16 protein-coding genes and 2 tRNA genes are annotated in these 17,140 nt (G+C 62.7%); 5 read left to right on the forward strand and 13 right to left on the reverse strand.

Annotated elements, in window-relative coordinates:
• Window positions 1-3: 3 nt before the first annotated feature.
• The 9 genes from AC2FNY_RS06975 to hpaR form a co-directional block, all read right to left on the reverse strand.
• Window positions 4-1,533: a benzoate-CoA ligase family protein gene (locus AC2FNY_RS06975; RefSeq protein WP_496802026.1), complete on the reverse strand. Its 1,530-nt coding sequence runs from the start codon at window positions 1,531-1,533 to the stop codon at window positions 4-6.
• A 146-nt stretch (window positions 1,534-1,679) separates the two neighbouring features.
• Complete coding sequence (locus AC2FNY_RS06980; RefSeq protein ID WP_496802027.1) at window positions 1,680-3,467, reverse strand: feruloyl-CoA synthase; 1,788 nt, start codon at window positions 3,465-3,467, stop codon at window positions 1,680-1,682.
• Window positions 3,468-3,538: 71 nt separating this feature from the next.
• Window positions 3,539-5,038 carry a TRAP transporter large permease gene (locus tag AC2FNY_RS06985; RefSeq protein WP_496802028.1) on the reverse strand — a complete coding sequence of 500 codons (1,500 nt, stop codon included), beginning with the start codon at window positions 5,036-5,038 and terminating at the stop codon, window positions 3,539-3,541.
• Window positions 5,035-5,619, reverse strand: coding sequence for a TRAP transporter small permease (locus tag AC2FNY_RS06990; RefSeq protein WP_496802029.1), 585 nt, complete (start codon window positions 5,617-5,619; stop codon window positions 5,035-5,037). Before AC2FNY_RS06990 ends, AC2FNY_RS06985 begins: the two co-directional genes overlap by 4 nt.
• A gap of 73 nt (window positions 5,620-5,692) precedes the next feature.
• Window positions 5,693-6,751: a TRAP transporter substrate-binding protein gene (locus tag AC2FNY_RS06995; RefSeq protein WP_234165474.1), complete on the reverse strand. Its 1,059-nt coding sequence runs from the start codon at window positions 6,749-6,751 to the stop codon at window positions 5,693-5,695.
• A 67-nt stretch (window positions 6,752-6,818) separates the two neighbouring features.
• On the reverse strand, window positions 6,819-7,070 hold the full coding sequence (locus AC2FNY_RS07000; protein ID WP_496802030.1) for a hypothetical protein: 252 nt from the start codon (window positions 7,068-7,070) through the stop codon (window positions 6,819-6,821).
• Window positions 7,071-7,073: 3 nt separating this feature from the next.
• Window positions 7,074-7,772 carry a fumarylacetoacetate hydrolase family protein gene (locus AC2FNY_RS07005; protein ID WP_496802031.1) on the reverse strand — a complete coding sequence of 233 codons (699 nt, stop codon included), beginning with the start codon at window positions 7,770-7,772 and terminating at the stop codon, window positions 7,074-7,076.
• Entirely contained in the window at window positions 7,769-8,803 is a 1,035-nt protein-coding gene (locus AC2FNY_RS07010) for a cupin domain-containing protein (RefSeq protein ID WP_496802032.1), read from the reverse strand. Before AC2FNY_RS07010 ends, AC2FNY_RS07005 begins: the two co-directional genes overlap by 4 nt.
• A 483-nt stretch (window positions 8,804-9,286) precedes the next feature.
• The gene (gene hpaR / locus AC2FNY_RS07015; protein ID WP_234216188.1) at window positions 9,287-9,724 is read right to left on the reverse strand and encodes a homoprotocatechuate degradation operon regulator HpaR; all 438 of its coding nucleotides are present in this window, start codon (window positions 9,722-9,724) and stop codon (window positions 9,287-9,289) included.
• A 146-nt stretch (window positions 9,725-9,870) separates the two neighbouring features.
• Here hpaR and hpaD point away from each other — a divergent pair, with 146 nt between their 5' ends.
• The 3 genes from hpaD (at window position 9,871) to AC2FNY_RS07030 (ending at window position 13,119) form a co-directional block, all read left to right on the forward strand.
• The gene (hpaD, locus tag AC2FNY_RS07020) at window positions 9,871-10,851 is read left to right on the forward strand and encodes a 3,4-dihydroxyphenylacetate 2,3-dioxygenase (protein WP_496802033.1); all 981 of its coding nucleotides are present in this window, start codon (window positions 9,871-9,873) and stop codon (window positions 10,849-10,851) included.
• 21 nt (window positions 10,852-10,872) lie between these two features.
• Entirely contained in the window at window positions 10,873-12,282 is a 1,410-nt protein-coding gene (locus tag AC2FNY_RS07025) for a pyridoxal phosphate-dependent decarboxylase family protein (RefSeq protein ID WP_496802034.1), read from the forward strand.
• A gap of 66 nt (window positions 12,283-12,348) precedes the next feature.
• On the forward strand, window positions 12,349-13,119 hold the full coding sequence (locus AC2FNY_RS07030) for an HpcH/HpaI aldolase family protein (protein ID WP_234137029.1): 771 nt from the start codon (window positions 12,349-12,351) through the stop codon (window positions 13,117-13,119).
• A gap of 89 nt (window positions 13,120-13,208) precedes the next feature.
• Here AC2FNY_RS07030 and AC2FNY_RS07035 read toward each other — a convergent pair whose 3' ends face one another.
• Complete coding sequence (locus tag AC2FNY_RS07035; protein ID WP_496802035.1) at window positions 13,209-14,423, reverse strand: winged helix-turn-helix domain-containing protein; 1,215 nt, start codon at window positions 14,421-14,423, stop codon at window positions 13,209-13,211.
• A gap of 3 nt (window positions 14,424-14,426) precedes the next feature.
• On the reverse strand, window positions 14,427-15,452 hold the full coding sequence (locus AC2FNY_RS07040; protein ID WP_234165462.1) for a LacI family DNA-binding transcriptional regulator: 1,026 nt from the start codon (window positions 15,450-15,452) through the stop codon (window positions 14,427-14,429).
• Between the two features lie 117 nt (window positions 15,453-15,569).
• On the opposite strand from AC2FNY_RS07040, the gene AC2FNY_RS07045 reads away from it, so the two are divergent.
• A tRNA-Arg gene (locus AC2FNY_RS07045) sits at window positions 15,570-15,646 on the forward strand.
• Between the two features lie 66 nt (window positions 15,647-15,712).
• Here the strand turns inward: AC2FNY_RS07045 and AC2FNY_RS07050 are convergent.
• Window positions 15,713-16,294: a tyrosine-type recombinase/integrase gene (locus AC2FNY_RS07050; RefSeq protein ID WP_496802036.1), complete on the reverse strand. Its 582-nt coding sequence runs from the start codon at window positions 16,292-16,294 to the stop codon at window positions 15,713-15,715.
• A 78-nt stretch (window positions 16,295-16,372) separates the two neighbouring features.
• Between AC2FNY_RS07050 and AC2FNY_RS07055 the strand changes: the two genes are divergently transcribed.
• The gene (locus AC2FNY_RS07055; protein ID WP_496802037.1) at window positions 16,373-16,963 is read left to right on the forward strand and encodes a tyrosine-type recombinase/integrase; all 591 of its coding nucleotides are present in this window, start codon (window positions 16,373-16,375) and stop codon (window positions 16,961-16,963) included.
• Between the two features lie 4 nt (window positions 16,964-16,967).
• Here AC2FNY_RS07055 and AC2FNY_RS07060 read toward each other — a convergent pair.
• Window positions 16,968-17,043 (reverse strand) — tRNA-Lys (locus AC2FNY_RS07060).
• Between the last annotated feature and the right edge of the window lie 97 nt (window positions 17,044-17,140).

The following is a 17,140-nucleotide window of genomic DNA, read 5'->3' on the forward strand; positions in this document are numbered from 1 at the left end:
CGCTCAGCCTCCCTCGCGCAGTTTGAACCGCTGGATCTTGCCGGTGGCGGTCTTGGGCAAATCCTCGACGAATTCGATCCAGCGGGGATATTTCCACTTGCCCACCTTCTCCTTGACGAAATCGCGCAGCGTGTCGGCCAGCCCTTCGGTCTCTGCCGTCTTGAGCACGATGAAGGCCTTGGGTTTCTCCAGCCCGTCGGCATCACGCGCCGCCACCACCGCCGCTTCGAGAACGGCGGGATGCGCCACCAGCGCCTGCTCCACCTCGAACGGTGACAGCCAGATGCCCGAGACCTTGAACATGTCGTCAGTGCGCCCGCAATAGACATAGCGGCCATCGGGTGTCAGCTCGTATTTGTCACCCGTGCGGGTCCATTCCCCCTCGAAGGTGGCGCGGCTCTTGTCGCGCTTGTTCCAATACCCGTCCGCCGCCGAGGCGCCGCGCACCAGAAGCTCTCCCAACCCGTCGGGTCCGACATCGGCGCCACTCTCATCGACCAGCCGCACCTCGTATCCCGGTACGGCACGGCCAGAGGTACCATAGACCACGTCGCCCGGCGCGTTCGACAGAAAGATATGGAGCATCTCGGTCGAGCCGACACCGTCCAGAATGTCGACCCCCCATTGCCGGTGCCAAGAGCGGCCAATCTCTTCCGGCAGCGCCTCGCCTGCCGAGATGCAGCGGCGCAGCGTTACATCCGGCACGCCCTCGCGGTCTAGCATCGCAACCATCGCCGCATACAGCGTCGGCACCCCGCAGAACACGGTTGGCCGCTCGGCGGCGATGATATCGCGCACCCCGTCCGGCGTCGGGCGCCCGTTGAAAAGGATGGTCTCGGCCCCCACCGACATCGGAAAGGTCATGCCGTTGCCCAGCCCATAGGCAAAGAACAGCTTGGCCGCTGAAAACACCAGGTCATCCGGTTCGATCCCCAGCACCTGCGCGCCATAGCTGTCGGCGGTGGCCTTGAGGCTGGCATGTACGTGCCGCACCCCCTTGGGCTGTCCGGTGGAGCCCGAGGAATAGAGCCAAAAGGCCACGTCGTCGGGCGAGACCTCGACCGCAGGCAGGATATCGGCACCCTGCACGAAATCCGCATAGCTCTGGGTGCCGTCGGGCGCGGCGCCGATCACCACGATCCGGGTCAGATGCGGCGAGGCCAGCGCGGCGGGCTGCACCACTGGCCATAGCTCTTCCGAGACAAAGAGGATCGAGGCGCGGCTGTCGTTCAGAATCACCTCATAGACCGAGGTGGCCAGCAGCGTGTTCAGCGGCACCGGCACCACGCCCGCCTTGAGGCAGCCCCAGAACAGGGCGGGAAATTCCAGCTGATCCAGCACCAGCATCGCCGCGCGCGCCTCGCGCGGGATGCCCGCACGGGCGAGCGCACCCGCAACCGCACCGCTGTCGTGGGCCAGCTCGCCATAGCTCTGCCTGCGCCGAGCGCCGGCGGCTTCGCGAAAGGCGGGACGCGCGCCGCTCCCTTCTTCGACATGGCGATCTACAAAGTAATGCGCGGCGTTTGCGCTCATTCTGCCTCCTCCCGGTGATGGCCGGGGCAGCGCGCGGGCGGGCCTCCTCTCCCACTCCCGCGCGCGCCTCTCTCCGGCGGCACCATCATGCATCCCAAACACATTTATGCAAGATATTGCTAAACTGCCACCCCAGTTTATGCAACTTAATGCACACCAATTCTTGCGTCATCATCTTCACCAAACAGACGGGATACGATTTCCGCGCGCCTTTCCAGTACCTTGCGGAAGTTGAGGTTACCCTTGGCAGTGACTTCGCCCTCAGCCATCGACGGGGGGTCTGACAGAATCACTGCGCGCGCGATGCGGGCGGAACTGCCACGATCCGCGTTCAGCCGCGACAGGCGGTCTGCGATCTCGTCACCCATGGCGCCGGGGCGCAGCAAGCCACCCTCTGCCTCCAGCCCCGTGGCCAGCGCGGGTGTGGGCAGGATCAGCAGGCCGATCTCGGCCTCGCCCTCGCCGGTCAGGACCACATCCGCCGCCAGCGGCGCCAGCGCGGCCAGAACCTCGAGCCGGAGCGCTGAGGCGCGTACCCAGATGCCGGTTGCCAGCTTGTAATCCTCGGCAAGACGACCCTCGAACCGTAACCCTTGCGACAGGTCATCCGCATCAACCATCGCCACCGCGTCGCCAGTGCAGAAATACCCCTCGTCATCAAAGGCGGCGGCGGTCTTTTCTGGGTCGCGAAAATAACCGGCAAAGACATTGGGGCCCGCGACACGCAGTTCGTACCGGCCACCGTCCGCCGGCACCAGTTTGGCGGTCACCCCGGTCAGCGGCACACCGATGATACCCGGCAGATTGGCAGGCACGTGCTGGAAAATGCAGGCGGGCGCGGTCTCGGTCATGCCCCAGCAGGTAGTGATCAGCGGTTGGGTATCACGCACCTCGGCGGCCATCTCACTGAGGTCGCGCCAGACATCCGCCGACAGCGACGCCCCGGCATAGAACAACATGTCCAGATCGGCGAAGAAATGGTGCTTCAACTCGGGGTCGCGATGCATCTCGTCACGCAACTGGGCAAAGCCCACCGGCACGTTATAGGCGATGGTGCCGTTCAACAGCCTGTTGTTTTCGAATGTCTTGCCGATCAGCGCGGGCGCGGGCTTGCCCCCGTCGATATAGAGCGCGCCGCCAAAGGCCAGCATCTGGTTGAAGTTGTTGGACCCGCCAAAGACATGGTTCCATGGCAGCCAATCCACCAGCCGGGGCGGGCGTTGGGTCAGGAACGGCAGGGCGCGGGCATATTGCGCCTGGTTGGCGCAAAGCATCTGTTGGGTGGTCAGCACCCCCTTTGGGTGCGAGGTCGAACCCGAGGTCATCAGGATCTTGGCCACCGTGTCGGGACCGACCGCAGCAGCGGCGGCCGAGATATCGCCACTCTCGCGTTCCAGGTCGGTCAGCAGGGTCATGCCCGGCGCGGGATTGCGCCCGACGCCGATGCGGCGGCCGGCCATCTCCTCCATCGCCAGGGCGGCAGCGAATTGCGCGCCGTCCTCGGCATAAACCATGGCCGGGTCGATCAGGCCAAGAATATAGTGCAGCTGTTTCAGCGCGCCGGGGATCAGGGCGTATTGCTCGGCAACTGGTACGATCACCAGCCCCACATATTGCGCCGCCAGCGCCAGTGTACCGTGATCGACGCTGTTGCCCGAGACGACAAGGATACGGTCACCCGGCACCAGCCCACGCGCCAGCAGCCCGGTGGCCAGCGCCCGGACCCTGCCCAGGGTTTCGGCATAGGATTGCGTGCGCCAGGCGCCACCACTGCGTTCCGCCAGAAACACCGCGTCCGGGGTCTGGGTTGCCCAGTGGTGCAACCAGTCGGTGGTGCGCGCAGCAGGGGTCACCGGCTCGTGGGCCGAGCGCAGCAGGATGGTGCCGTCCCCACGCCGTTCGGCATCTACCTCATGGTCCAGGTATCGCGTCATGCTCTCCTCCCAAAGCCATCCTGCCCGGCGGTCGCCGGGAACCGTGTCATCGGACCGGGCGGCGACGTCGCCTATCCCGGCAGCAGAAACAGAGTGATCGCGGGGAACGCGACCAGAATGATCACGCGCACGATGTCCGAACCGACAAAGAACATCACCGCCTTGTAGGTGTCGGCCATGCGGGTGGTCCGGTCCATCGCGTTGATGATGAACAGGTTCATCCCCACCGGCGGTGTGATCAACCCGACCTCGACCACGATCAGCACGAGAATGCCGAACCAGATCGCCACATGTTCGGCCTCGGCCCGGTTGGCCATGCCGCGGGTGACGCGGATACCCAGGTCCTTCATCTGCTCGCGGGTCAGTTCGGCTCCGCTGGCAATCGCGTCCTTGATGCCTGCCAGCGTCTCGGCGCTCATCGCTTCGGGCACGCCCGCCTTCAGCACCTCCATTGCTGCATCGGCCTGCATCGCGGCCAGCGACACCAGATCGAAATCCATCGCCGAGATCACCGGAAAGAAGATCGGGATCGTCAAAAGGATCATGCTGAGGCTGTCCATCAGACAACCGAACACAAGGTAGAAGGCGAGGATCAGCGCCAGCACCACCCAGGGGCTGTAGCCTTGGGCAACCACGAAATTCGACAACTCCTGTGGCACCTGGGTCAGGGCAAGGAACCCGTTGTAGAAGGCGGCGCCGAGCACGATGAAGAAGATCATCGCGGTAGAACGCGCCGTGACCAGAAAACTTTCAGAGAGGCTGGCGCGGGTCAGCCCACCATTCAGCCAGGCAATCACGCCCGTGCCCAGCGCACCCACGGCGGCGCCTTCGGTCGGGGTGAACCACCCCAGATAGATGCCGCCCACAACCAGACCAAAGACCAGCAGCACCGGCCAGACCTGCAACAGGGCAGCGAACCGTTCGGCATAGGGGACCGGCGGGCGCGTACCGGCGCTGTCGGGGTAAAGCCGCACATAGACCGAGATGGCGATGACATAGCCCAGCGCCGCCATGATGCCGGGGATGAAGGCGGCCAGGAACAGCTTGGCGATATTCTGTTCGGTCAGGATCGCATAGATCACCAGCACCACCGAGGGCGGGATCAGGATACCCAGCGTACCGCCCGCCGCCAGCGTCGCGGTGGAAAACCCGCCCGCATAGCCGTATTGGCGCAGCTCCGGCAGGGCGACGCGGCCCATGGTTGCCGCCGTCGCCAGAGACGAGCCGCAGATGGCACCAAAACCGGCGCAGGCCCCGATCGAGGCCATGGCGATACCACCCTTGCGATGGCCCAGCCAGCCCTCTGCGGCCTTGAACAAAGCGGTCGACATGCCGCCCAGCGTCGCGAAATGGCCCATCAGCAGGAACATTGGCACGATGGTCAGCGAATAGCTGGAAAAGGTCGTATAGGTTTCGTTCTTGAGCCGGGCAAAGGCGACCTGGGTGCCGTCGGTGACCAGCACCAGCCCCAAAAGCCCGACCAGGAACATGGCCAGACCGATGGGCACCCTGAGAAAGATCAGCACCATCAGGGCAGGAAACGAGGCAATACCGATTTCAAGCGCGCTCACTGTGTCGCCTCCACCCCGTCCCAGACCAGGATACGGCCGGTAAAGCATTCATAGGTCCGCACCGCGCCCATATAGATTCCCACCAGCGCCGCCGCGAAGGCCGCGACAAAGCTGAGCGCATAGGCCCACCAGATGGGAAATTGCAGCAGAAAGGTGGTCTCGGCATAGGCGCGTTTGCTCATCATGCCGTCGAACAGTTTCCACGCGATCAGGACGAGTACGGCGGCAAAGGTCAATTCGGTCAGCATCCGCAGGATGCGGTTCACCCGGCGGCTGAACGAGTTGGCCAGAATATCGACCGACGCATGCCCGGCAGTGATCTGGCAGAGCGGCAGAAAGCAGAAGATGGCAAAGGCCACTCCGGCCTCGACCAGTTCGAAATCGCCGTTCACCGGGCCGATACCTATTCCGATGGCCCAATCGGCCAGACCGTGGGCAACAGATTGCATGAAGTCACCGTGGAAGAAGCCGTTCAGCAAACGACCCAGGATTGAGGCGCAGGTCAGCAGGATCAGAAGGCTCAGAACGATCCCGCCGATGATGGCCAACGTTCTGGCCAACCCCGTCATCAGTTTATGCATCGGTCCTCGGTCGGTTTCAGGCCGCGTGGCGGATACGGCGCAGAGCGCGCCGCATCCGTTGGCAGTTGCCGGATCAGTTGGAATATTGCGGCGTATACTTCTCGATCAGCATCTGCGCCTCTTCGAGAAGCGCCTTACCGTCCTTGCCCTTGGATTCCATGTCAGCCAGCCATTCGTCATAAATGGGCTGGGCCAGGGCACGCCATTCCTCGACCCCTGCGGCATCGATGGTGATGATGTTGTTGCCCAAATCCTCGGCCACCTGACGCGCCGGACCATCGGAATCGGCCTGTGTCCCACCGGCAAAGACCGAGAATTCGAGGCCCGAATTCTTATCGACCGCCGCCTTCAGATCGTCGGGCAGGCTGTCATACTTGGCCTTGTTCATCGCCAGCACGAAGGTCAGCGTGTACAGCGCGCGGCCCTCGAACTCGGTATGGTTCTCGACCAGCTCGGGCACCTTGAGCGCGGTGGTCACTTCCCACGGGATGGTGGTGCCGTCGATCACACCCTTGCTCAGCCCCTCGGGCACTGCCGGCACCGGCATACCGACCGGGGTGGCCCCCAACTTGGTCAGCAGCGAGTTGACCGAGCGCGAGCCGCCGCGGATTTTCATCCCTTGCAAATCGGCCGGGGTTTCCACCGGATCGGCGGTATGGATCATGCCCGGCCCGTGCACCCAGGTGCCCAGGATATGCACGTCCTTGAACTCGTCGTCCTTCATGTGCTTTTCGAACATTTCCCAATACGCATGGCTGACCGCACGCGCGTTGGTCATCATGAAGGGCAGTTCGAACACCTCGGTCGAGGGGAAGCGGCCCGGCGTATAGCCGACCACGGTCCAGACCACATCGGCCACGCCGTCGATCGCCTGATCCATCAGCTCCGGCGGCTTGCCGCCCAGCTGCATCGAGGGATAGCGCTCGACCTTGATACGGCCGCCCGAGTCCTTTTCGACGCCGTCGGCCCAGACGTCCAGGACCAGTTTCGGCACATTGGCCTGCGCCGGCAGGAACTGGTGCAGTTTCAGCGTAACCTCTTGCGCCAGTGCTGTGCCGGCGCTGAACCCGGTGGCCAGAGCCGCAACTGCAGCGCCGCCGATCAGGCCCAGAATCTTTCTGCGATAGGTCATGATATCCTCCCTTTGACCCTCTCTAAGCAATATAATGCGCAAAGCATGCTGATTTGCAATATATTGCTTACACCTCCCCTCGGACGGAACCGGACAGACCGGTACCGCCGTAACGCCACTTCATCGAATCGTAGCACTCTTCCGCCGCCATGGCGCTCATCATTCTATTGTACAGCTCGGCATTGGCGCCAATCGGGTGATGGCAATCATCATCTCTTAAAGACCGAAGTGCCTCCGCCCGCTCCGCCGAAGAGAGGCCAGGTTCCGCAGCCAGCCCGCCGCTGCCCAAGCCGTTAATCAGAATGGTCTCGGCAGTCATGGGTTATTCCGCCGGGCCAAGCGTCAGCGCGATGGGGTCCAGCCCGACGATACCGCCGGTGATCACATCCCCGGCGACGACCGGGCCGACCCCGGCAGGTGTGCCCGTCATCACCAGATCACCCGGGCGCAGATGGTAATAGCCCGACAGATGGCTGACGATCTCGTCGATCTTCCAGATCAACTCGGCCAGGGTGGCATCCTGTTTGACCACACCATTCACCTCAAGATGAATGCGCGTGTTGTCCTGCGGCGACCAGTCGGCCACCCGGGTCAGGGGCGCAAAGACCGCCGCGTTCTCGACATCCTTGCCCAGGTCCCAGGGGCGTTTCTTGTCCCGCTCGCGAATCTGCTGGTCGCGCCGGGTCATGTCGAGCGCGCAACCATAGGCATAGACGGCATCCCAGGCCTCGGCCCGGCTGGCGCGGAACACCGGCTTGCCGATGGCAAAGGCCAGCTCCATCTCGTAATGAAAATTCTCTGTGCCCGGCGGATAGGGAACGGTGGCCCCGGTCAGGATCGCATTGGCCGGCGATTTGGTGAAATAGAACGGCGCCTCGCGGTCCACCTCGTTGCCCATCTCGGCGGCATGGGCGGCATAGTTGCGGCCAACGCAGAAAATGCGCCCGATCGGATATGTGCCGCTTTCGCCACGGACCGGAATGCCGGGGATCGGGGTAAGGGTGAACAGGCTGTCGCTCATCTGGCGCGTTCCTCGTAGTAACCAAGTTTCTCTTGCAGCGGCCGGTCGTGGATGCGGACCAGAAATGCCTCGCTCTCTGCCTCATGCCGAATGCGGGCAAAGACCGGGGCGGTGAAGGTGTCCTTTGGACCCCATTCGATGACTTGCCCGTCAATCTCGCTGCGCCCGGAACCAGCGATCACATGAAAGGCCGAAGAGCAAGAGCGCAGCGGCGGCGCTTCGACCTGCCCAGCTGTCAGCATCATCGCGGTGAAGCCAAGCGCGGGCAGCACATCCTCGCCCGTTTCGGGGTTGATATAGTCCAGCTCGGCAATCCCCTCGCCAAAGGCCGCCATCTGGCGCAGCGCCGCCTCGGTCGCGGCCCAGGGATAGCGCATCATCGGGTAGCGCCGAGTGCCGCGTCCAGGTCGCCGGGATGGCGCCAGCCCGGCAGCGCTGTATTCGACCTGGCTGGCATCGGGGCGGTTGCGCTGCGCCTGCAACTCACCTTCGATCGCATAAGACCCTTCAAGCTGCACGAACAGCGGCAAATCGAGCGCGTCGAGCCAGATCACCGGCTCGTCCCCGTCATGGCCGTGGTCGTGCCATTCCCCGCCCGGTGTCAGCACCAGATCGCCCGGCTCCATCGGCAGGCGCTCACCATCAACCACCGTATAGCCGCCCCGCCCTTCGACCACGATCCGCACGGCAGACGGGGTGTGGCGATGCGCGGGCGCCAACTCTCCGGGTAGCAGAAGCTGCAGACCCAGGTAGATCGTCGCGGTCGCCTGCATCGCCCCTGTGCCGCGCCCCGGATCGGACAGAACCAGCACCCGGCGTTCCGCCTTTTCCACAGGCGTCAGTTCGCCTGCACGCAGCAGGAGCGGGCGCAATGCGGCGAAGGACCAGTGCCCAGCCCGCGTCACAGGCCGCGGTGCGTCATGCGGCAGCACATTTCGCATCATCGGCCAAAGCGGCGCAACACCAGCAGCGGTCATTTGATCGCGATAGTCCTGTGGCAATTCCGACAGCGTTCCCAGCTGTTCGCCCATGAGCATCCCCTTTCTCGCTCGGGGCCATCTTAGGCACTGCATCTGTTCTGGCAACTCTGACATCGACCGAGACCGTCAAGCTCGGATGCGCGGCATATCGCCCGCAACTGAGGATTGCATCGGCATAATTTCGCGCAATCCTTGCGATTGACGCTCAAGACACTACAATTCAGGTTGCGCTATCAACAATATCGGGACCTTCTGGGGAAGAAGATAAATTTAACGAGAGTCTTCAAGTCTTCGGAATGCGTTGCTGTCGGACTGAACCCCCATGTTCCGTACAGTTTAGCAATGAGTTGCCCCTACCAACTCGCACGTGTTCCGCTGACCAGCACTGTGGACGGTAACCAATCACGTCTCATGCTGCTGGAAGGGTCAGGCGGCGCAGCTACACCTAGCCTGGCCACCCTGCCGGAGAGAACCCCCTCCTCTCCGGCAGGGTCCCTTTGACAAGATACCAAGCTCTCCAATGCGACCTTGAAATCAGTTCGACGTATCGCGATAGAGTTCATTCAACAGGTCGAGCAACAACTCGTAACGCTCCGCTCCCATCTTCGCCTGAATACCCTCGAACACAGCCTGGCTGGCGCCCAAGTTATCGCGAATGATCCGGGTGCCGTTTGCGGTGATGCTGACGATCTGCTTTCGCCCGTCATCCGGATCGGGTTGCCGCGAGATCAGTTGCTTCTCTTCCAGCTTTTGCAAAATCCGGGTCAGGCTGGGCAATAGCAGGCAGGCACCGTCGGCGATTCTGGTCGGGTCTTGCGGACCCTCTTCTTCGAGAACGCGTAGAACCCTCCATTGCTGTTCGGTGATGCCTACATCCATCAGAATAGCCCGCACAGGGCGCATAACCCGTTCACGCGCGCGCAGCAGGGCGATGGGCAAGGATCTAGACGTGTTGGGCAAATCTGAACTCATAGGGCAATTTCGCTGAAATCGCTCCTTCCCGCAACGGCGGAATGTCCGCATCCTGTTTTGGCGTTCGGGTTTGACAAATTCGAATTAATTTCACATGTTAATAATAAATTGAGAAACCGGCCTCGCTCGACAGTCAGGAGAACCAGATGCCCGTCCCCGCGCCCAATCTCTACCCGCCCTTCAACATTGTGCGGCTCAGCCATGTGGAGTACCGGGTCAGGGACCTGGCGGCTAGCCGGGCCTTTTACGTGGACATGCTGGGACTTCAAATCACCCATGAGGAAGAAGGGCGGCTCTATCTGCGCGCGATGGAAGAACGCGGGCATCACTGCATCGTTCTGGTTCAGGCCGATGCGGCAGATGTAGGCGTGCTGGGCTTCAAGCTTTATGACGAACCCGATCTGGAGCGGGCCGAAAGATTTTTCGCCGAAAAATCTTTGCCCACCGCCTGGGTCGAGCGGCCCCATATGGGCCGCACTTTGCGCACCCGCGACCCCTGGGGTATTCCGCTGGAATTCTATGTGCGGATGGACCGGCTGCCGCCGATCCATCAGAACTACCGGCTCTATAACGGGGTGAAGCCGCTCAGGATCGACCATTTCAACATGTTCTCGGCCGATGTGGATGCCAGCGTCGCCTTTTATGGCGAGATGGGGTTTCGCGTCACCGAGTACACAGAAGATGACGAAAGCGGGCGCCTCTGGGCCGCGTGGATGCACCGCAAGGGCGGCGTGCATGACGTGGCCTTTACCAACGGACTGGGTCCCCGCCTGCATCACACCGCCTTCTGGGTACCGACCCCTCTCAACATCATCGATCTGCTCGATCTGATGAGCACCAGCGGTTATGTCGCCAATATCGAGCGCGGGCCAGGGCGGCACGGGATCTCGAACGCCTTCTTTCTGTATGTCCGCGACCCCGACGGGCACCGTATCGAGATCTATTGCTCGGACTATCAGACCGTCGATCCGGATCTGGAACCGATCCGCTGGTCGCTGACCGACCCGCAGCGCCAAACGCTGTGGGGGGCACCCGCCCCGAAAAGCTGGTTCGAGGAAGGCTCGACCTTCGAAGGCGCCGAGCCAGTACCGAGCGCCCTCAAGGCGCAACCGATCATCGCCCCCTGACGGCAGACGAGGATACGACAGATGAAATGGGAAGAATTCGCCGATTGGGGCCGCCGGGTTGCCGACTGGACGCAGGATTATCACCTGACCGTGGGCAACCGCCCCGTGCGCGCCCGGACCGAACCGGGCGCGGTGCTGAGCGCCCTGCCCGCCACACCACCCGAGACGCCCGAAGCGATGGAGGATATCTTTCGCGATTTCGAGGATATCGTGATGCCCGGCATCACCCATTGGCAGCATCCGCGCTTTTTCGCCTATTTCAACTCGAACGCGTCCGCCCCCTCGGTGCTGGCCGAATTCCTGGCCTCGGCCATCGCGCCGCAATGCATGTTGTGGCAGACCTCGCCCGCCGCCACCGAGATGGAAACACGGATGATGGACTGGCTGCGCCAAGCGCTGGACCTGCCCGAAGGCTTTGCCGGGGTGATCCAGGACAGCGCCTCGTCGGCGACGCTGGCGGCGGTGCTGACGCTCAGGGAAAAGGCGCTGGACTGGCAGGGGAACCACCAGGGCCTGTTCGGCCAGAAACCGCTGCGGGTCTATTGCTCGTCCGAGGTTCACACCTCGGTCGACCGCGCCATCTGGGTGGCCGGGATCGGGCAGGACAATCTGGTTCGGGTGCCGATCAAGGGCGACTGGCGCGGCATGGACCCCGACGCGCTGGAGGCCGCCATCGAGGCCGACTTGGCGGCGGGGCTGCACCCCGCTGGACTGATCCTGTGTGTCGGCGGCACCGGCACGGGCGCCACCGATCCGGTGGATCGCTGTCTGAATGTGGCCGAGAGATACGGTCTCTATACCCATGTGGACGCGGCCTGGGCAGGGTCGGCGATGATCTGCCCCGAGTTCCGCCATTACTGGCCCGGCATCGCGCGCGCGGACAGTATCGTGTTCAACCCGCATAAATGGCTGGGTGTTCAGTTTGATTGTTCGGCGCATTTCCTGAAGAACCCCGACGATCTGGTGCGCACGCTGGCGATCCAGCCCGAGTACCTCAAGACCCACGGGCGCGATGGGATCATCAACTATTCGGAATGGTCAGTGCCGCTGGGCCGCCGGTTCCGGGCGCTGAAACTCTGGTTCCTGATGCGCAGCTATGGGATGGAAGGGCTGCGCCAGAGGCTGCGCAACCATATCGCCTGGTCGGGCGCATTGCATGACCGGCTTGCCGCCGAACCGGATTTCGAGATCGTGACGCCGCCGATGTGGTCGCTCTGGACCTTTCGCTATCTGCGGGACGGGGTCGATCCGGACGAATTGAACCAGCGGCTGGTCAACGCGATCAACGATGACGGGCGCATCTATCTGACCCAGACCCGGGTCGATGGCGCACTGGTGATCCGGTTCCAGGCCGGCCAGTTCGAAACCACCGAGGCCGATGTGATGATGGCCTTTGACGTGATCACCGAAATCGCCCGCGCGCTGCCATGAACGCTGGACAGGGCCTGCGCGCTGACGCAGGCTCTTCACCAAAAACCCGACCATAGGAGACCCGCCATGCCCGCGCCAAAGAACCCGTTCAAACAGGCCCTTGCCGAGGGCAAGCGCCAGATCGGTTGCTGGATGAGCTTTGCCGAACCCAGCGTGGCCGAAATCATGGGGACATGCGGGTTTGACTGGCTGGTGGTGGATGGTGAGCATGCGCCCAACGACATCCGCTCGATCCGGGATCAGCTGACCGCTTTGGCGGCCAGCCCTTCGCATCCGGTGGTACGGGTGCCGGTGGGCGAGGACTGGATCATCAAGCAGGTGCTGGATGCGGGCGCGCAAACCGTGCTGGTTCCGATCGTGGAAAGCGCCGATCAGGCCCGCCAGCTGGTGCGTGCCTGCCGCTATCCGCCGACCGGTGTGCGCGGTGTGGGTGCTACCGCCGCCCGGGCCACCCGGTTCGGAGGCGTCAGCGAGTACATCCAGACCGCCGATCAGGAGATCTGCCTGCTGGTACAGGTCGAGAACCGCGCCGGCATGGCGGCGCTGGACGATATCCTGACGGTCGAGGGCGTGGATGGCGTGTTCATCGGCCCCGCCGATCTGTCAACCGACATGGGCTTTCAGGGCAACAGCGCCGCCCCCGAGGTGCGTGCCGTTATCGCCGATGCGATGACCCGCATCCGCGCCGCAGGCAAGGCGCCGGGGATCCTGGGCACCAATGAGGAGGCGACCCAGGCCTATCTGGAGATGGGCGCCCAGTTCCTGGCAGTGGGTCTGGATGTCATGCTGCTGACACAGACAGCACGGGCGCTGTCGGCGCGCTGGAAATCCGCCTGAGTTCTCCTCTGACGTTTGCGCGTACCGACCTGCCGGATGCCTCCGGCGGGAGTATTTCGGACCAGAAAGAAGCAGCGGCGATGCATTGATCAGAGAGGATCACGCAGCCAGTCCTTGGCAAAGATGACCTGATCTACCCCGGCCAGGCGACGGACACGATCCAGTTCGGCCTCCAGCCGCCGGGTGCGGGCGGGCGACCAGCGCAGCCCGCGTTCGGGCCAGAGCGCGCGCACCCGAAGCTCGCCACACTCGCGATGCGCCTTCATGTCGATCCGCCCGATCAGCCGATCGCCTTCGAGCAGGGGAAAGACGTAGTATCCATAGACCCGTTTGGGTTCGGGTACAAAGACCTCGATCCGGTAATGAAAGCCAAAGAGCCGCTCGGCACGTTTGCGGTCGCGCAATGCCGGGTCGAACGGGCTGAGCACCCGAATGCGGCCCGGCGCAGGTGGTACGGCGGTGGCCTGGCCCAACGCATCGGGCCGGGCGAGCACCTTGCGCAGACTGCCATCGGCACAGGTGATCTCGATGGCTTCGACCTCGCCCCGCGCCTCGGCCCCTGCCGCCCAGTCGCGGGCTTCGGCCGGGCTGGCGCTGTCCCAGAAGGCTGCCAGTTCGCCGGTGGTGGCAAAGCCCAGCCGATCAAGGGCGGCGTTGCACAGCCAATCCACCGTTGTCTTGGGATCATGATCCAGCGCACCGGGGCGCAAATGGTCTTCGATCACCCGCTCGGTCAGGTCATAGCGTTTCTGAAACCCCTCGCGCCCGATCACCGTCAGCGCGCCCGAGCGCCACAGATATTCCAGCGCGGTCTTGGAGGGGTGCCAGTCCCACCAGCCGCCCGATTTCTTTTCTTCGTCCTTGCCGACATCTGACGAACTGACCGGCCCATGATCGCGGATATGATCAAGCACGGCGGCGAATTTGCCCTCGAACCCGTCGCGGCGCCAGTTCTTCCACCTTGCGTGCAGCATCTCTGCATCGCGCTCAAACCGCATATGCCAATGCGGGTAGAAGGCCATCGGGATAACAGCGGCATCATGAGTCCAATGTTCGAACAGCGCACGGTCACGTTCGTAAAGCCGTTTCAGATCGGGCGGGCGATAGGCGGGGCGGCGCGAGAACAGGATCAGGTCATGCGCCCGCGCCACGGTGTTGATACTGTCGAGTTGCACAAAGCCGAGCCGGGTGATCAGGTCGAGCAGATCTGCCCCGCGCGCCGGGCCGCTGGGCTGTTCCGCCAGCCCGTGCCGATCCAGGAACAGCGCCCGCGCCGCGCGGTTGTCGAGCCGTTGCAGCGCCACGCCTCAGCGCCGTTTCAGCGTGTCGCCATAGCTGATCTTGGGCTCCAGCGTGATCCGGGTTTCGATCTCGGCCTCAGGATCCTCCAGCCGCTTGGCAATGATCTCGGCCGCCTTGCGCCCGATTTCCAGACGGCAGGCATCCATCGTGGCCAGTTTGCGCGGCAAACCCTGGAGAAGCTCCACATTGTTGAAGCCCGCCAGCCCGATCTGGCCGGGAATGTCGATCCCCTGTTCGAGCAGGTAGAGCAAACCGCCCGCCGCGATCATGTCATTGGAGTAATAGAGGAAATCGAGGTCCGGCGAGCGTTCCAGCATGGCCTGCGTCATCTCGCGTCCCTTGGCCAGCGCCGAGCCGCCTGAGTAAAATTCGCGATCCTCGATCTCGACCCCGTTCTTGCCCAGCACCTCGGTAAACCCTTCGAACCGCTTGCGGGCGCGATAGTCGAGCGGCATCTTGGTGCCCATGAAGCCGATCCGGCGATAGCCCGCCTTCAGGATCGCCTGCGCCATCTCGCGCCCGGCGCGGCGGTGCGAAATGCCCACCATCGCATCCACCGGCTTGCCGTCGCTGTCCATGATCTCGACCACAGGAATCCCGGCGGCATCCAGCATGGCACGCGCCGCCTCGGAATGCTCCAGCCCCGCGATGATCACGCCCGAGGGGCGCCACGAGAGCATCTCGTACAGCACCTTTTCCTCTTTTTCGGGCAGGTAATCGGTGACGCCGACCACCGGCTGCAATTCGGTATCCTCGAGCACCTGGTTGATGCCGGTCAGAACCTCTGGGAATACCATGTTCGACAAGGACGGGATGATCACCGCCACCAGGTTGACGCGGTTCGAAGCCAAAGCACCAGCGATCTTGTTGGGGACGTATCCCAGCTCCTTGGCCGCGGCGAGGACGCGTTCGCGGGTGGCATCTGACACGTCGCCCCGGTTGCGCAACACCCGGCTGACGGTCATCTCCGATACCCCCGACGCCTCGGAGACATCGCGAAGGGTGAGCGGGCGTTTGGTATCTGCTGTCAAGGGGGCACCTGCTTCAATGGGTTTTGCGATGATGCTAGCGCGAACGGCAGGCAAGGTTCAACTGCTACCGATAGACCGATGACAAGCCTGTCAAACCTCGGTAGAGAGGGGGGCGGCGGCCCCGTGGCTCAATTGGATAGAGCAGCCCCCTCCTAAGGGGCAGGTTGCAGGTTCGAATCCTGCCGGGGTCACCACCGCCGCTGATATCATTGGGAAAAACGCCTACACACTGAAGGTGTGTGAAAAGGTGTGTAAAGAAATCATTGTGTATCGGGCTCGGTCAGTTTGGATAGAGTCGTCTTGGTCGAAGCCTGGAGCGAAAGCTTTGGACGCTTTGCAGCTTCAGTGTAGACACGAGTGGCCTTTGTTGAAGAATGTCCGAGCGTGGCCATAATCTGATAATCGGATGCATCGTTTTCGGCTAGATCGATGCCCACAGACTTCCGAACGCCATGGGATGCAACTTCCGGTCTTACACCAGCGGCGTCTCTCCATTCGGCCACTTTGTTACCAAATCCAGCAGGTGTGAACGGATGCCCGAATGCGGTCACCATGAAAGTCGTATCGCCTGTTTCCGTTGCCGCGATTGCCTCGATCAATTTGTCGGACATGGGGATCGTAACTTCGATACCACTTGAGTGCTCGGTCTTCTGAGGCTTGAATTTCAGGCAGGGCCGACCATCAACTCGGACTATGTTATTTGGTCCCAACCGAACGATGTCGGCGCGTCGAGGTGCCGCTTCAATGAACAGCATCATCGCCAGGTACGCCTGTGAACCGAGACGATGCGTGTTAAAGTACTGTTGGATGTCCTGTTCAGTCCAAGGCACGAACCCAACCATTGGGCTGCCACTTTTGAGAGGTCACGGTCCCATGAGAATTCTTCGACCCATGGGAACAGGTCGAGCATGAGGGGCTTCATGATTTCGGCCAGAGGAGGCCATAGGCTCGGCACGCTGGCGCATACGGCGGTGACGCTGATGCTCTACACAGGCGCGGCGCGGGTCGATGCGGTGAAGCTGGGGCCGAAGAATGTCCGCAACGGCAAGATTGAGTACCGGCGGCAGAAGACGCAACGGTCTGGCGGTGTTCTGGTGTCCGTGCCGATCCACCCGGACCTGGCGGAGGTTCTGGACAAGTTGCCGAAGGACCGGCCCTTTCTGGCTACCCAGAAGGGCACCATGCGCTCTGCCGGTGGGCTGGGCAATCTCATGCAGCGTTGGACCGAAGAGGCCGAGCTGCCCCAGTGTTCCGCCCACGGGCTGCGCAAGGCTTGCGCGCGACGTCTGGCAGAGGCCGGAGCCACCGCGCACGAGATCGGCGCGGTCACAGGCCACAAAACGCTGGCCCTCGTGCAGCGCTACACCGAGGCCGCAGGCCGCGAAGGCATGGCCGATTCCGCGATTGAGAAACTGGTCGCCCGCCCGAATGGCGAGCGCAATTTGGCGAACCTTCCCAAGAGGTTCGTCAAATCCGACACCAAACCCAAGCAGGGAAAGGATAATTTATGAGAAGTGGTGAGCCGTGCAGGATTCGAACCTGCGACCCACTGATTAAAAGTCAGTTGCTCTACCAACTGAGCTAACGGCCCACTCTCTTGTACGGTCTTTCGACCCGTGGCGCTCTCTAAGCCAAATCCCCGATCAGGTTCAAGAGCTTATTTGCGCCTCGTGTCGCTTTCGTTTCCG

The organism is Ruegeria sp. BHSC223 (assembly GCF_059613025.1).

What these genes read in the sequence shown, in the direction of transcription:
- hpaD (WP_496802033.1), top strand. Translation starts at nt 9,871, where the DNA reads ATGCCCGTCCCCGCGCCCAATCTCTACCCGCCCTTCAACATTGTGCGG.
- AC2FNY_RS07050 (WP_496802036.1), bottom strand. Translation starts at nt 16,294, where the DNA reads ATGGTTGGGTTCGTGCCTTGGACTGAACAGGACATCCAACAGTACTTT.
- AC2FNY_RS06980 (WP_496802027.1), bottom strand. Translation starts at nt 3,467, where the DNA reads ATGACGCGATACCTGGACCATGAGGTAGATGCCGAACGGCGTGGGGAC.
- hpaR (WP_234216188.1), bottom strand. Translation starts at nt 9,724, where the DNA reads ATGAGTTCAGATTTGCCCAACACGTCTAGATCCTTGCCCATCGCCCTG.
- AC2FNY_RS06975 (WP_496802026.1), bottom strand. Translation starts at nt 1,533, where the DNA reads ATGAGCGCAAACGCCGCGCATTACTTTGTAGATCGCCATGTCGAAGAA.
- AC2FNY_RS07055 (WP_496802037.1), top strand. Translation starts at nt 16,373, where the DNA reads ATGATTTCGGCCAGAGGAGGCCATAGGCTCGGCACGCTGGCGCATACG.
- AC2FNY_RS07005 (WP_496802031.1), bottom strand. Translation starts at nt 7,772, where the DNA reads ATGAGCGACAGCCTGTTCACCCTTACCCCGATCCCCGGCATTCCGGTC.
- AC2FNY_RS07010 (WP_496802032.1), bottom strand. Translation starts at nt 8,803, where the DNA reads ATGGGCGAACAGCTGGGAACGCTGTCGGAATTGCCACAGGACTATCGC.
- AC2FNY_RS06990 (WP_496802029.1), bottom strand. Translation starts at nt 5,619, where the DNA reads ATGCATAAACTGATGACGGGGTTGGCCAGAACGTTGGCCATCATCGGC.
- AC2FNY_RS07000 (WP_496802030.1), bottom strand. Translation starts at nt 7,070, where the DNA reads ATGACTGCCGAGACCATTCTGATTAACGGCTTGGGCAGCGGCGGGCTG.
- AC2FNY_RS07030 (WP_234137029.1), top strand. Translation starts at nt 12,349, where the DNA reads ATGCCCGCGCCAAAGAACCCGTTCAAACAGGCCCTTGCCGAGGGCAAG.
- AC2FNY_RS07025 (WP_496802034.1), top strand. Translation starts at nt 10,873, where the DNA reads ATGAAATGGGAAGAATTCGCCGATTGGGGCCGCCGGGTTGCCGACTGG.
- AC2FNY_RS06995 (WP_234165474.1), bottom strand. Translation starts at nt 6,751, where the DNA reads ATGACCTATCGCAGAAAGATTCTGGGCCTGATCGGCGGCGCTGCAGTT.